Origin of the sequence: Plastoroseomonas hellenica (assembly GCF_018129085.1) — a bacterium.
Classification (GTDB): domain Bacteria; phylum Pseudomonadota; class Alphaproteobacteria; order Acetobacterales; family Acetobacteraceae; genus Plastoroseomonas; species Plastoroseomonas hellenica.
In genome coordinates this window covers 62,252-74,995 of the sequence record NZ_JAAGBB010000004.1, presented here as the reverse complement: position 1 = coordinate 74,995, position 12,744 = coordinate 62,252, and the positions used below count along the sequence as shown (strand labels likewise).

Annotated in this window: 14 protein-coding genes; 10 read left to right on the top strand and 4 right to left on the bottom strand. The window is 69.6% G+C overall.

Going from position 1 to position 12,744, the window contains the following annotated elements; genetic code table 11:
- Positions 1-142 precede the first annotated feature (142 nt).
- The 8 genes from GXW71_RS04350 (at position 143) to pcaF (ending at position 6,909) form a co-directional block, all read left to right on the top strand.
- The gene (locus GXW71_RS04350; RefSeq protein ID WP_211851177.1) at positions 143-445 is read left to right on the top strand and encodes an urease subunit gamma; all 303 of its coding nucleotides are present in this window, start codon (positions 143-145) and stop codon (positions 443-445) included.
- Positions 446-529: 84 nt separating this feature from the next.
- Positions 530-835, top strand: coding sequence for an urease subunit beta (locus GXW71_RS04345; RefSeq protein WP_211851176.1), 306 nt, complete (start codon positions 530-532; stop codon positions 833-835).
- Positions 835-2,547, top strand: a complete 1,713-nt coding sequence (gene ureC, locus GXW71_RS04340; RefSeq protein ID WP_211851175.1) for an urease subunit alpha — start codon at positions 835-837, stop codon at positions 2,545-2,547. Before GXW71_RS04345 ends, ureC begins: the two co-directional genes overlap by 1 nt.
- Before the next feature lie 9 nt (positions 2,548-2,556).
- Complete coding sequence (locus GXW71_RS04335) at positions 2,557-3,111, top strand: urease accessory protein UreE (protein WP_211851174.1); 555 nt, start codon at positions 2,557-2,559, stop codon at positions 3,109-3,111.
- Positions 3,050-3,781, top strand: a complete 732-nt coding sequence (locus GXW71_RS04330) for an urease accessory protein UreF (RefSeq protein WP_408901987.1) — start codon at positions 3,050-3,052, stop codon at positions 3,779-3,781. The genes GXW71_RS04335 and GXW71_RS04330 overlap by 62 nt, the downstream gene beginning before the upstream one ends.
- A complete protein-coding gene (gene ureG, locus GXW71_RS04325; RefSeq protein WP_211851173.1) occupies positions 3,778-4,452 on the top strand; it encodes an urease accessory protein UreG in 675 nt (224 codons plus the stop codon). The genes GXW71_RS04330 and ureG overlap by 4 nt, the downstream gene beginning before the upstream one ends.
- A 58-nt stretch (positions 4,453-4,510) precedes the next feature.
- Positions 4,511-5,620 (top strand): serine hydrolase domain-containing protein, encoded by a 1,110-nt coding sequence (locus GXW71_RS04320; RefSeq protein ID WP_211851172.1) that lies wholly within the window; start codon positions 4,511-4,513, stop codon positions 5,618-5,620.
- 80 nt (positions 5,621-5,700) lie between these two features.
- The gene (gene pcaF / locus GXW71_RS04315) at positions 5,701-6,909 is read left to right on the top strand and encodes a 3-oxoadipyl-CoA thiolase (RefSeq protein WP_211851171.1); all 1,209 of its coding nucleotides are present in this window, start codon (positions 5,701-5,703) and stop codon (positions 6,907-6,909) included.
- An 83-nt stretch (positions 6,910-6,992) separates the two neighbouring features.
- On the opposite strand, the gene GXW71_RS04310 is transcribed toward pcaF, so the two are convergent.
- On the bottom strand, positions 6,993-7,217 hold the full coding sequence (locus tag GXW71_RS04310; RefSeq protein WP_211851170.1) for a DUF1127 domain-containing protein: 225 nt from the start codon (positions 7,215-7,217) through the stop codon (positions 6,993-6,995).
- 105 nt (positions 7,218-7,322) lie between these two features.
- Here GXW71_RS04310 and GXW71_RS04305 point away from each other — a divergent pair, with 105 nt between their 5' ends.
- Positions 7,323-8,204: a LysR substrate-binding domain-containing protein gene (locus GXW71_RS04305; RefSeq protein WP_211851169.1), complete on the top strand. Its 882-nt coding sequence runs from the start codon at positions 7,323-7,325 to the stop codon at positions 8,202-8,204.
- Positions 8,205-8,213: 9 nt separating this feature from the next.
- Here the strand turns inward: GXW71_RS04305 and GXW71_RS04300 are convergent, their stop codons facing one another.
- The gene (locus GXW71_RS04300) at positions 8,214-9,458 is read right to left on the bottom strand and encodes a serine hydrolase domain-containing protein (RefSeq protein WP_211851168.1); all 1,245 of its coding nucleotides are present in this window, start codon (positions 9,456-9,458) and stop codon (positions 8,214-8,216) included.
- A gap of 418 nt (positions 9,459-9,876) precedes the next feature.
- On the opposite strand from GXW71_RS04300, the gene GXW71_RS04295 reads away from it, so the two are divergent.
- Complete coding sequence (locus tag GXW71_RS04295; RefSeq protein ID WP_211851167.1) at positions 9,877-10,680, top strand: amidohydrolase family protein; 804 nt, start codon at positions 9,877-9,879, stop codon at positions 10,678-10,680.
- A 178-nt stretch (positions 10,681-10,858) separates the two neighbouring features.
- Here GXW71_RS04295 and GXW71_RS04290 read toward each other — a convergent pair whose 3' ends face one another.
- Both GXW71_RS04290 and GXW71_RS04285 read right to left on the bottom strand, forming a co-directional pair.
- The gene (locus tag GXW71_RS04290) at positions 10,859-11,755 is read right to left on the bottom strand and encodes an amidohydrolase family protein (protein WP_211851166.1); all 897 of its coding nucleotides are present in this window, start codon (positions 11,753-11,755) and stop codon (positions 10,859-10,861) included.
- Positions 11,756-11,759: 4 nt separating this feature from the next.
- A complete protein-coding gene (locus tag GXW71_RS04285) occupies positions 11,760-12,734 on the bottom strand; it encodes a Bug family tripartite tricarboxylate transporter substrate binding protein (RefSeq protein ID WP_211851165.1) in 975 nt (324 codons plus the stop codon).
- Positions 12,735-12,744: the final 10 nt, after the last annotated feature.

Genomic DNA, 12,744 nt, shown 5'->3' with positions numbered 1-12,744 from the left:
CTCGGGCCGATGCCACCAGCATCGGCTGCGTCACCCGACACGACAGGAACGAAAAATGCCTCGCCAGCCCGCCACCACGCCATTCCCAAACGGGCTCTGAGCGCGACATGATGCACCCCCGCACCCCGCAACGGACGCCGCCATGCATCTGACGCCCCGAGAGAAGGACAAGCTGCTGATCGCCATGGCGGCGGAGGTGGCCCGCAAGCGCCTGGCGCGCGGCGTGAAGCTCAATCATCCCGAGGCGATCGCGCTGATCAGCGATTTCGTGGTGGAGGGCGCGCGCGACGGGCGCAGCGTGGCGGAGCTGATGCGCGACGGCGGCACCGTGCTCACGCGGGCCCAGGTGATGGAAGGCATTCCCGAGATGATCCACGACATTCAGGTCGAGGCCACCTTCCCGGACGGCACCAAGCTCGTCACTGTCCACAACCCGATCCGCTGAGCGTCCAATGACCGGAGGGGTCCGACGTATAGGTCGGACGGCCCGAAGGTCTGAATCGGACGCTCCATTCAGAAGGAGGCGCACATGATCCCGGGCGAAATCATCACCGCCGCCGGCGAGATCGAGCTGAACGCCGGCGCCGTCGCGGTGGAGCTGGAGGTCGCGAACACCGGCGACCGCCCGATCCAGATCGGCAGCCACTACCACTTCTTCGAGACCAATCCGGCGCTCACCTTCGATCGCGCCAAGGCGCGCGGCCATCGCCTCGACATCGCGGCCGGCACGGCGGTGCGGTTCGAGCCGGGGCAGACGCGCGTGGTGCGTCTAGTGCCCATCGCGGGGGCCCGCATCGTGCATGGCTTTCGCGGCCTCGTGGAAGGGCGGCTCTGATGCCCGCCAGGATTTCGCGTGCCGCCTATGCCGGCATGTATGGCCCGACGGTCGGTGACAAGGTGCGGCTTGCCGATACCGAGCTCTTCATCGAGGTGGAGAAGGACTTCACCATCCATGGCGAGGAGGTGAAGTTCGGCGGCGGCAAGGTGATCCGCGACGGCATGGGCCAGTCGCAGCGATCGCGCGCCGAGGGCGCGATGGACACCGTCATCACCAATGCCCTGATCCTCGATCACTGGGGCGTGGTGAAGGCGGATGTCGGCCTGCGCGACGGGCGGATCGCCGCTATCGGCAAGGCTGGCAATCCCGATACCCAGCCCGGCGTCACCATCGTGATCGGCCCGGGCACCGAGATCATCGCGGGCGAGGGGCGCATCCTGACCGCCGGCGGGCTCGACGTGCACATCCACTTCATCTGCCCCCAGCAGGTGGAGGAGGCGCTGGCTGCCGGCGTCACCACGATGTTCGGCGGCGGCACCGGGCCCGCGCATGGCAGCCTCGCCACCACCTCGACACCGGGGCCCTGGCACATGGCGCGGATGCTGCAGGCGGCCGAGGGGCTGCCGGTCAATCTTGGCTTCCTCGGCAAGGGCAATGCCGCGATGCCGGCCGCGCTGGCGGAGCAGATCGCCGCCGGCGCCGCCGGCCTCAAGCTGCATGAGGATTGGGGCACCACGCCGAAGGCGATCGACACCTGCCTCGCGGTCGCCGACCGCACCGACGTGCAGGTCGCGATCCACACCGACACCTTGAACGAGAGCGGCTTCGTCGAGGAGACGATCAAGGCGATCGCCGGCCGCACCATCCAGGCCTTCCACACCGAAGGCGCCGGCGGCGGCCATGCGCCGGACATCCTGCGCCTGGTCGGCGAGCCGAACGTGCTGCCAAGCAGCACCAACCCGACCATGCCCTACACCGTGAACACGCTGGACGAGCATCTCGACATGCTCATGGTCTGCCATCACCTCGACCCCCGCATCCCCGAGGATGTGGCCTTCGCCGAGAGCCGCATCCGGCGCGAGACCATCGCGGCCGAGGACATCCTGCACGATATCGGCGCCATCAGCATGATGAGCAGCGACAGCCAGGCCATGGGCCGCGTCGGCGAGGTGATCATCCGCACCTGGCAGACCGCACACAAGATGAAGGTCCAGCGCGGGCGGCTGCCGGGCGAGAGCGGCGACAACGACAATCTGCGCGCCCGCCGCTACATCGCGAAATACACGATCAACCCGGCGATCTCGCAGGGGATCAGCCCCCATGTCGGCAGCATCGAGGTTGGCAAGCTCGCGGATCTGGTGCTCTGGTCGCCGGCCTTCTTCGGCGTGAAGCCGGAGATGGTGCTGAAATGCGGCAGCATCGCCATGGCGGCGATGGGCGATCCCAACGCCTCTATTCCGACACCGCAGCCGGTGCATTACCGGCCGATGTTCGCGGGCTTCGGCAAGGCCATGGCGGCATCCGCCGTCACCTTCGTCTCGAAGGCGGCGATCGATACCGGTGTCGCTGAAAGGCTCGGGCTGGCGCGCGAGGTGCTGCCGGTCGCGAACACGCGGAGCGGCATCTCGAAGCGTGATATGGTGCTGAACAGCGCGCTGCCGAAGATCGAGGTCGATGCCGAGACCTATGAGGTGCGCGCCGATGGCGAGCTGCTGATCTGCGAGCCCGCGAAGCTGCTGCCGATGGCGCAGCGCTACTTCCTGTTTTGAGAGTCGAACATGGATGCCGAGCTTCCCCGCGCCACACAGGTGCTCCGCGCCGGGCATTGGATCGAGCGCACCGCGCGTGACACGGTCACGCTCGACTTCGACGACCGATTCCGCCGGCGCCGCCGCTATGTCGGCGCCAAGGGCCTGGCCTTCCTGCTCGACCTCGAGGAGGCAACGGCGCTGCGCGACGGCGACGGGCTGCTGCTCGAAGGCGGCGGCGTGATCCTGGTACGTGCGGCGCCCGAGCCGCTGGTGGAGGTCACCGCGGATACGCCGGAGAAGCTGATGCGCCTCGCCTGGCATCTTGGCAACCGGCATCTGCCGGCACAGATCGAAGGCAGCCGCATCCTGATCCGGGACGATCATGTGATCGTCGCGATGCTGAAGGGGCTGGGTGCGACGCTCGCCAAGGTCGATGCGCCCTTTGATCCCGAAGGCGGTGCCTATGGCGAGCACAACCGCAACCCGGACCATCACCACGGCCATCATCATCATCAAGGCCATGACCACGATCACGGCCATCATCACCACGATCACGACCATGACCACGAACATGATCACTGACACCGGGGCGCTCTCGCGCCTGCTCGCCTGGTCCTCTCCCGCTTATCCGGTCGGCGCCTATACCTACAGCCACGGCCTGGAAACGGCGGTGGAGGAGGGGGCGGTGCGTGATGTCGCGGCGCTCGCCGCCTATGTACGGACGGCGCTCCGCGATGGTGCCGGACGCATCGACGGCGCGCTCGCTGCCGCGGCGATCGCGGCCGCCGGCGACGACGCGGCGCTCGATGCCGTGGCGGAGCTCGGCTTCGCCTGGCGCGGCACGGCGGAGACGGCACTGGAGGCGACGCAACAGGGCAATGCCTTTGCCGCCGTCACCGTCGCGGCTTGGCCGGATACGCGCTTCGAAGCCTTCTGCGCCCGGCATCCACGGCGCCTCGCGCATGCCGTCACTTTCGGCGCGGCCTGCGGCTTCGCCGGCATCGCGGCGCGGGATACGGTCTTCGCCTTCCTCTCGGCCTTCGCGGCCAATCTCGTCTCGGCCGGCGTGCGGCTGGTGCCACTCGGCCAGACCGATGGCCAACGCACGACCGCCGCGCTGCTGCCGGACATCACCGCGGCGACCGAGGCGGCGCTGACGGCCGACCTCGACACACTCGGCACCGCGGCGCCGATGCTCGACCTGTTTTCCCTGCGTCACGAGACGCAATACACGAGGCTTTTTCGGTCATGAACGCATCCGAGGTCGCCCGGCCGATTCAGCCCTCCCCGCGCGATGCGCGCTCCGGCCATCGGACGGGCGGACCCTTCCGCGTCGGCGTCGGTGGCCCCGTCGGCTCCGGCAAGACCGCGCTGGTCGATCGGCTCTGCAAGCATCTGCGCGACGGCCACGACATCGCGGCCATCACCAACGACATCTACACCAAGGAGGATGCGGAGTTCCTGACCCGCTCCGGCGCACTGGAGCCGGCGCGCATCATGGGGGTGGAGACCGGCGGCTGCCCGCACACCGCGATCCGTGAGGATGCCTCCATCAACCTCGCCGCCGTGCAGGAGATGGTGGAGCGCTTCCCGAAGCTCGAGGTGCTGTTCATCGAAAGCGGCGGCGACAACCTGGCCGCGACCTTCAGCCCGGAGCTCGCGGACCTCACGCTCTACGTTATCGACGTCTCGGCCGGCGACAAGATCCCGCGCAAGGGCGGGCCGGGGATCACCCGCAGCGACCTGCTGATCATCAACAAGATCGACCTCGCGCCGCTGGTCGGCGCCGATCTCTCGGTCATGGATCGCGATACCAGGAAGATGCGAGGACAGCGGCCCTTCCTGTTCACGAACCTCAAGGAGAACCAGGGCGTCGCCGAGATCGCAGCCTTCATCCTGGAACAAGGCGGCATCGCGCCTTGAGTGCCGGACCGCACGGCCCCATTCTGCGGCTCCTATTTCGTAAGACCGACAGGATCCTATGACCAGCATCGCGCTGCCGCCGCCTTCCCCCGCCGCCTGGCCGGCGCAACCGGCCGACGCGCTCGGCTTCGACGCCGCGAAGCTCGGGGCGGCGGTCGATTTCGCGGCGTCGCGGGAGACGCCCTGGCCGAACGACATCGCCGCCCATATCGCCGGCGGCTTCTTCGAGGCGCCGCCGGACAACGAGATTCTCGGCACCGTCAGCCCACGCGGGGCGCCGAACGGCCTGATCACGCGCAACGGCGTGCTGGTTGCCTCCTGGGGCGACACGCGCCAGGTCGACATGACCTTCTCGGTCGCGAAGTCCTATCTCTCGCTGCTCGCCGGCATCGCCCACGCGGATGGGCTGATCCGCGGCCTCGATGAGCCGATCGGCGAGACGGTGCGCGATGGCGGCTTCGACAGCGCGCAGAACGCGCCGATCACCTGGCGGCACATCCTGACCAATACCTCCGAATGGGAAGGCACGCTGTTCGGCAAGTCGGAGATGATCGATCGCGGCCGCGACCTGACCGTGGAAGGGCAGGGGAAGAAGGGCCAGCCGCGGCCGATGCGCAAGGCCGGCACGCATTGGGAATACAACGACGTGCGTGTGAACCGCCTGGCGCTCTCGCTGCTGCGGCGCTTCGGACAGCCGCTGCCGGAGGTCTTCGCGGAGCGGATCATGCGACCGCTCGGCGCTTCGGCCGATTGGCGTTGGGAAGGCTATCGCACGAGCTGGGTCGAGATCGGCGGGCGGCTGATACAGTCGGTCTCCGGCGGTGGGCATTGGGGCGGCGGCTGCTTCATCCATGCCGAGGACCAGGCGCGGATCGGGCTGATGATGTTGCAGAAGGGCGCCTGGGGCGGCACGCGCATCCTGCCCGAACGCTGGATCGCCGAGAGCACCACGCCCTGCGCCCTGAACCCGAGCTACGGCTTCCTCTGGTGGCTGAATTCCACCCGTGCGCGGGTGCCGAGTGCCGCGGCCGATGCGGTCTTCGCCTTCGGTGCCGGCGGCAATGCCACCTGGATCGATCCGGGGACCGGCATCGTCGCGGTGTGGCGCTGGATGGATCCGGCGGCGGTCGACGGCTTCGTGGGCCAGGTCCTCGCCGCGCTGCGCTAAGCACCGCTAAGCCAGGCTTTACGGGACAGGGCGGACGGGTGTAGGCGCGAACTCAGGAAAGACGCCTGGAGGACACGCCGATGACCGACGCCCTGATCTGCGATGCCGCGCGCACGCCCATCGGCCGCTATGCCGGGGCCCTGGCGCCGGTGCGCACCGACGATCTCGGCGCCATCCCGCTCAGGGCGCTGAGAGAACGGAATGCCGGCGTCGATTGGGATGCGGTCGAGGATGTGATCTTCGGCTGCGCTAACCAGGCGGGCGAGGACAATCGCAATGTCGCCCGCATGGCGCTGCTGCTGGCCGGCCTGCCGGAGGGCATTCCCGGCAGCACGGTCAACCGGCTCTGCGGCTCCGGCATGGATGCGGTCGGCATCGCGGCGCGCGCCATCAAGGCGGGCGAGACGGATCTGATGATTGCTGGCGGCGTCGAGAGCATGACCCGCGCCCCCTTCGTGATGGGCAAGCAGAGCGAGGCCTTCGGCCGCAGCGCCGAGATCTTCGACACCACCATCGGCTGGCGCTTCGTCAACCCGAAGATGAAGGCACAACACGGCATCGATTCCATGCCGGAGACCGCGGAGAACGTGGCGCAGGACTTCCAGGTCAACCGCGCCGACCAGGATGCCTTCGCCTGGCGCTCGCAGCAGCGCGCCGGCCGCGCCATCGCCTCCGGCCGCTTCGCGGAGGAGATCGTCCCGGTCTCCATCCCGCGTCGCAAGGGCGACCCGATCCTGGTCGACACCGACGAGCATCCGCGCCCGGAGACGACGCTGGAAGCGCTGGCGAAGCTGCCGACGCCCTTCCGGAAGGAAGGCGGCAGCGTCACTGCCGGCAATGCCTCCGGCGTGAACGACGGCGCCTGTGCGATGCTGATCGCCTCCGCCGCCGGTGCGGCGAAGCATGGGCTCACGCCGCGCGCGCGGGTGATCGCGGTGGCGACCGCCGGCGTCGCGCCGCGCATCATGGGCTTCGGTCCAGCGCCGGCGGTGCGCAAGGTGCTGGCCAAGGCCGGGCTCAGCCTCTCCGACATCGACGTGATCGAGCTGAACGAGGCCTTCGCGGCCCAGGCCCTGGCGGTGACCCGCGATCTCGGCCTGCCAGATGACGCCGAGCATGTGAACCCGAATGGCGGCGCCATCGCGCTCGGCCATCCCCTCGGCATGAGCGGCGCGCGGCTGGTGCAGACCGCGGTCGCCGAGCTTCACCGGCGCCGCGCGCGCTATGCGCTGACCACCATGTGCATCGGCGTCGGCCAGGGCATCGCCATGGTGATCGAACGCGTCTGACCGACCGCGCCGCGCTGCAAACGAAAAGGCCCTGTCCGCGACGCGGACAGGGCCTTTTGCTGGAGGCAGGATCGCGGCCGCGGTCAGTGCGGGCGGCGCAGCCCGTTGTCCCAGGGCGCGCGCGCGGCCTCGCGCAGCGCTTCGGCGCGGGTGACGCCGATGTCTTTCAGCATACGCTCATCCATTTCGAGGAGCTGACGACGGGTGGTGATCGCCTGAAACGCCCCCGCGACCGCGGCCAAGACGGCGCGGACAACACCCCGGGGACGCCGGGCGGCGAGGGGAGAGGAGAGGACGAAGCCGGACATCGGGAAGAACTCCTTGGGGTTCGATGCAGCGATATCCTCGTGTACGGCTTGGAATAAGGGAAATGCTTTGTCTTGAAGCGAAGCATCAGCTAAATTGATAGGGCCATGCTCGCTCTGCCCCCGGGCCTCGATCCCGACCTGCTGCGCGCCTTCGTGCTGATTGCCGAAGGCGGCAGCGTCACGCGTGCCGCCGAGCGGGTTGGCCGCACGCAATCCGCCGTCTCCATGCAGATGAAGCGGCTGGAGGAGACGCTAGGCCGCACCCTGCTGACCCGCACCCCGAAAGGACTGACGCCGACCCCGCATGGGGCGTGGCTGCTCTGCCGGGCACGCATGGTGCTGGCGCTGAACGATGAGATCGTCAGCGGCTTCCGCGACCCGCCGCTGGTCGGCCAGGTGAAGCTCGGCACGCCCGACGACTACGCGCTGCGCTGGCTGCCCGGCATCCTCGCGCGCTTCGCGGAGACCCACCCGTCGGTCGAGGTCGAGGTGATCTGCCTGAACTCGGACATCCTGGCCCGGCACTTCGCCGAAGGCGCGATGGACCTGACCCTGCTCACCGAAGGCCATGTGCAGTCCGGCTGGGCGGCGGAGGAGGTCTGGCGCGGGCCGCTGCAATGGGTGGGCAGCGCGCGCCATGCTGCTCATCGGCGCGATCCACTGCCGCTGGCTCTCGCGCATGACGGTTGCACCTGGCGCGCGGCCGCGCTGGGCGCGCTGGAGCAGGTCGGGCGCAGCGCCCGCGTCACCTACAACAGCGCCACCCAGACCGGCTGCTTCGCCCTGGCGCTGGCCGGGCTCGCGGTCACCGTCAGCACCCCGGCGCCGCTGCCGGAGGGGCTGATCTGGCTCGGCGAGACGGATGGGATGCCGAAGCTGCCCTCCATGGGCATCGAGCTGGTGCAGAGCCGCGCGGCGCTCGGCACCCCCGCGGCGCGGGCCCTGGCGGAAGGGATCCGCCAGGGCTTCGCGCTGATGGACGGCTGACGCCGCCGCCTACTCTTCCAGCGCCTGGTAGACCAGCATGTTGACCAGCCGGCGATAGCGCTTGCGCAACTCGCCCGGCGCCTGAGCCATGAAGACGACGGCGAGGCCGGCCGCCGGATCCACCCAGAAATTCGTGCCGTAGACGCCGCTCCAGGTGAACAGGCCGGGATTGCCCAGCAGCCCCGCGACGCCCGGCCGGGTGCGTACCGCGACCGTCAGTCCGAAGCCGTAGCCGGCGAGCGAGGCGTCGAAGGATCCCAGTGTATTGCGGATGCCATCGCCCAGATGGTCGCTCACCATCCAGTCCACGATGCGTGGCGCCAGCACCTGCTCCTTTCCCCAGCGGCCGCGGTCGAGCAGCATCTGCGCGAAGCGGAGATAGTCGCTCGCGGTCGAGGTGAGGCCGGTGCCGCCGGGGTCCATGGCGGCCTGGGTGGTGAAGACCGGCACCGACTGCGCCCCACCACCGAGCGGATCCTGCGCGAAGGGCTTGGCCATGCGCGCGAGCCGCGCCTCGGTCACCACCTGGCCGGTCTCCGTCATGCCGAGGGGCGCCAGGATCCGCTCCCGCATCGCATCGCCGAGCCGCGCTCCGGCCGCGCGCTCGACGACCAGGCCGAGCACGTCGGTCGAGAAGCCGTACTCCCAGACGGTCCCCGGTTCATGCCGGAGCGGCAGCCCCGCCAGCAGCGCCTCGGCCTGTTCGGAGGTGGTCTTCTCCTGCAGCCAGCCGGAACCGCCGGGATAGGCGGCATGCACCGCGGTGCTGCCGCGGCCGGGGCCGCCATAGACGAAGCCTGTGGTATGGCGCATCGCATCCTGCACCGTCATCACGGCGGCGGCGGGTCGGGTCTCGAGCGGGCCGGTGCCGGAGAGCATGGCCTGACTTTCCACGCCGACGCGCATCCTGGCGAAGGCCGGCAGCCAGTCGGCGACCGGGTCGCTCGGCAGCAGCCGGCCTTCCTGCATGAGCGAGAGCGCGGTCGCGCCGGTGACCGGCTTGGTCATCGAGGCGATGGCGAAGATCGCGTCGGCGCGCATGGCGCTCCCGGTCGCAGGGTCGAGCTGGCCGACGGCTTCGGCATGCACCAGGCGGCCATGGCGGGCGATGGCGATGACGGCGCCGGGGAGGCGCCCGGCCTCCACTTCCCGGTTCAGCGCCGCGCCGAGGCGGGCGAGGCGGGGCGCGGAGAAGCCGAGCGAGCTAGGCTCCGCGGTCGGCAGCGGCGGATCGACGAAGGCGATGGTGGCCATGGGGGCTCCTTCCTGAGGGCTCGTGGGCCGAGGCTCACGATGGCGGGGCGCTTTCGCTCGTCACGCCGGAATTGGCCGGCGACGGGACGCGCCCGAGGGTGCCCCCGGCATCCCGTCCCGTGAAGAGGGCGCGCTGCCGCTTCGCATGCCGCGGCCGAAAGGCGTGCTCCTGGTCCTATCGCTTTTCCGCGCCGATGCATGAGCCACGGTTATAGCGGGCCTGTGGCATGCCGGCCGGCCAGACCGAAAGCGCCGCGATTCCAGGATCATGCCTGTGATGTCGGGGGCTCGCTGACGCGATCGGCCGGCGCGATCGCGATCGGTGCCGCCGCCTTGCCGCTTCCGGGCCTTGCTGGTTGAGTTCCGCTGGTGCGCGTCCTGCGGCGCCATGAAGGGAGGGGCGGCAAGCCCGACACAGATGACCGTCCATCCCATCGTCGACTGCCATTTCCACCTCTACACCGCTGATATGCCCAGCGTCGCGAATGCCTGGCACCAGCCGCCCTTTGACGCGACGCCAGAAGGCTTCCTCCAGACCATGGACGCGCATGGTGTGACCTTCGGCGTGATCGCCGCCGCCAGCATGTATGGTGAGTACAACGACTACACGATCCGTGCGACGCGGCGGCACAAGCGCCTGCGCGGCACCGTCATCCTGCCGCCGGACGCCGATTTCTACCGGATGGAGAAGATGAAGGAGGATGGCATCGTCGGCGTGCGCATCTTCTACCGCCATGTCGAGAGCCCGCCCGACCTGACCTCGCCCGAATACCGCCGGCTGCTGCGCCGGGTGCGCGACCTCGACTGGCACGTCCATGTGCTGGCCGAGAGCACCGACCTGCCCCGCATCATCGAGGGGACGGAGGCCGCCGGCGTGAAGCTGGTGATCGACCATTTCGGCCGACCCGACCCGGCGCAGGGCGTGAACGCGCCGGGCTTCAAGGCGATGCTGGCGGCGATCGAGCGCGGCCTGACCTGGGTGAAGATCTCTGCCGGCTACCGCATGCCCTCGCCGGACGCCGCCCGCGAATACGCGGCCGCGCTGGTCCGCGTCGCCGGCGGCGAGCGCCTGGTCTGGGGCAGCGACTGGCCCTTCGCCGCCTTCGAGGATCGCGTCACCTATGCCGAGGCCGTCGCGACCTTGACCGATTGGGTGCCGGACGAACGGATCCGTCAGCAGATTGCCGGCGAGACGCCCTTGCGACTTTATTTCGGCGACTGACGTCGCCCTCAGTCGCCGGCGCACGCATCCGCGTGCTTGGCTTTCGCGCTGTCAGAGCGCATTGGCAGCTGCTGTTGGTCGCGCGCGGGGCCGCATTCGCGGCCCCGGGGCATCGCTTCGCTTGCCCCGCAGGCACCGGTGGCGGCCTGTGGCCGCATGGGAGAGCGGGGGCGGGGCGTTAGCCCTCCGAAGCCTTGGCGCAGGAGGGCGCCGGGAAATCGTACAGTTCGCGCGCCTGGTCGGAGAGGATGCGGTTGCGCACCGCCTCGTCCGGGGCCCAGTCGAGCAGCAGGTCGAGCAGGTCGCCGTCATTCGGCATGACGCGGCCCTGCATGTTCACATGCGGCCAGTCCGAGCCCCAGACCATGCGCTCAGGCGCATGCGCGACCAGCGCCCGAGCAATCGGCGTGACGGACGGGTAGGGGAACTCCTCCTGCGTGCAGCGCATCGGGCCCGAGAGGCGTACCCAGACGCGGCCGCTGTCGAGCATGCGGAGCAGCGCGCGGAAGGCGGGCTGGTCGATGCCGCTTCTGGCATCCAGCGCTGCGAAATGATCGAGCACGATGCGGCCCGGCAGCGCCAGCAAGCGATCCGCGAATTCCTCGAGCTCGCCGCGGCCGGGATAGAACTGGATCACCCAGCCGAGCTCGGCCGCTATCGCGGCGACCCGCTCCGAGATCTGCGGCAGATGCAGGCCGTGGCGCGGCGCGACGAAGCGCGTGCCGCGCACGCCGAGCCCATGCAGCCGCTCCATTTCCGCCTGCGTCGTGTCGCCGGGCAGCAAAGCGACGCCGCGGAAGCGGTCGGGGAAACGCCGCAGCGTGTCGCATAGATGGCGCGTGTCCATCCCGTAGCCGCCGCCGCTGACGATCACCGCGTGATCGAGGCCGAGGATGTCCTGGATGCGGATGGACTCCTCCGGCAGCATATCGGCGGAGATGTATTTGCTGCCGGGATCGAAGGGGTATTCGGTGGCCGGGCCGAAGAGATGGATCTGGCAATCCACCGAACCCGGTGGGCAGCGTAGCTTCGGGGTGCGCGGGTTCGGGTCGGGCGGCAGGGTCAGCGGCGGCATCGGGCTACTCCGGACGGATATTGGCGGCGCGGATCACCTCGCGCCATTGCGGGATCTCGCGCGCGATCTGCGCAGCGAAGGCCGCGGGCGTGCTGCCAACCGGCTCGGCGCCTTGCTGGGCCAGGCGCTCGGCGACGGCGGGCGATTTCACCGCGTCCTGAACGGATGTCGCGATCCGCGTGATCACCTCCACCGGTGTGCCCGCGGGCGCGAGGAAGCCCATCCAGAGGATGCCTTCGAAGCCAGGCAGGCCCATCTCCGCGATGGTCGGCAGATCCGGCGCGACCGGGGATCGCGCGGCGCTGGCGATCGCCAGCACGCGGATCGCGCCGGCATCGATCTGCGCCCGCGAGGTCGCGAAGGAATCGAGCTTGAGCTGCACGCGGCCGGCGACGAGGTCGGTGAAGGCCGGCGCCGCGCCGCGATAGGGCACATGCAGCACCTCGAGCCCCAGCCGATGCAGCAGCAGCTCCATCGTGACATGCGGGTGCGAGCCGATGCCGGCGGAGGAATAGGTCAGCACGCGCGGATGGGCGCGCGCATAGGCGACGAATTCCGCAAAACTCCGGAAGGGCGCGTCGCGGTGGCAGACCAGGATCTCCGGGATCTGCGCGCAGAGCGAGATCGGTACGAAGTCGCGCTCGGCGTCGAAGCCGGGATTGGGGATCAGGCCGGGGTTGATCGTGTGGTTCGGTGCGGTGAAGAGCAGCGTGTGGCCATCCGGCGCGGATCGGGCGACGCGCTGTGCGCCGAGATTGCCGCCCACGCCGGGCAGGTTGTCGACGATGATCGGCTGGCCCAGCAGCTCCGCCATCGCCGCGGCGACCGGGCGCGCGGTGACGTCCACCGTGCCGCCCGGTGGGAAGGGCACGATCAGCCGGATTGGCCGGTCCGGATAGGCCGCGAAGGCCGGCCGCCCCGCGATAGCGACGCCGGCGGCGCCCATCAGTCCGCGCCGCGTGATCCTGGACGTCACCATTGATCCTGTC

Bases quoted from the DNA above. Each gene is read 5' to 3' on its own strand.
- GXW71_RS04350 (WP_211851177.1), top strand. From the start codon at position 143: ATGCATCTGACGCCCCGAGAGAAGGACAAGCTGCTGATCGCCATGGCG.
- GXW71_RS04345 (WP_211851176.1), top strand. From the start codon at position 530: ATGATCCCGGGCGAAATCATCACCGCCGCCGGCGAGATCGAGCTGAAC.
- ureC (WP_211851175.1), top strand. From the start codon at position 835: ATGCCCGCCAGGATTTCGCGTGCCGCCTATGCCGGCATGTATGGCCCG.
- GXW71_RS04335 (WP_211851174.1), top strand. From the start codon at position 2,557: ATGGATGCCGAGCTTCCCCGCGCCACACAGGTGCTCCGCGCCGGGCAT.
- GXW71_RS04330 (WP_408901987.1), top strand. From the start codon at position 3,050: ATGACCACGATCACGGCCATCATCACCACGATCACGACCATGACCACG.
- ureG (WP_211851173.1), top strand. From the start codon at position 3,778: ATGAACGCATCCGAGGTCGCCCGGCCGATTCAGCCCTCCCCGCGCGAT.
- GXW71_RS04320 (WP_211851172.1), top strand. From the start codon at position 4,511: ATGACCAGCATCGCGCTGCCGCCGCCTTCCCCCGCCGCCTGGCCGGCG.
- pcaF (WP_211851171.1), top strand. From the start codon at position 5,701: ATGACCGACGCCCTGATCTGCGATGCCGCGCGCACGCCCATCGGCCGC.
- GXW71_RS04310 (WP_211851170.1), bottom strand. From the start codon at position 7,217: ATGTCCGGCTTCGTCCTCTCCTCTCCCCTCGCCGCCCGGCGTCCCCGG.
- GXW71_RS04305 (WP_211851169.1), top strand. From the start codon at position 7,323: ATGCTCGCTCTGCCCCCGGGCCTCGATCCCGACCTGCTGCGCGCCTTC.
- GXW71_RS04300 (WP_211851168.1), bottom strand. From the start codon at position 9,458: ATGGCCACCATCGCCTTCGTCGATCCGCCGCTGCCGACCGCGGAGCCT.
- GXW71_RS04295 (WP_211851167.1), top strand. From the start codon at position 9,877: ATGACCGTCCATCCCATCGTCGACTGCCATTTCCACCTCTACACCGCT.
- GXW71_RS04290 (WP_211851166.1), bottom strand. From the start codon at position 11,755: ATGCCGCCGCTGACCCTGCCGCCCGACCCGAACCCGCGCACCCCGAAG.
- GXW71_RS04285 (WP_211851165.1), bottom strand. From the start codon at position 12,734: ATGGTGACGTCCAGGATCACGCGGCGCGGACTGATGGGCGCCGCCGGC.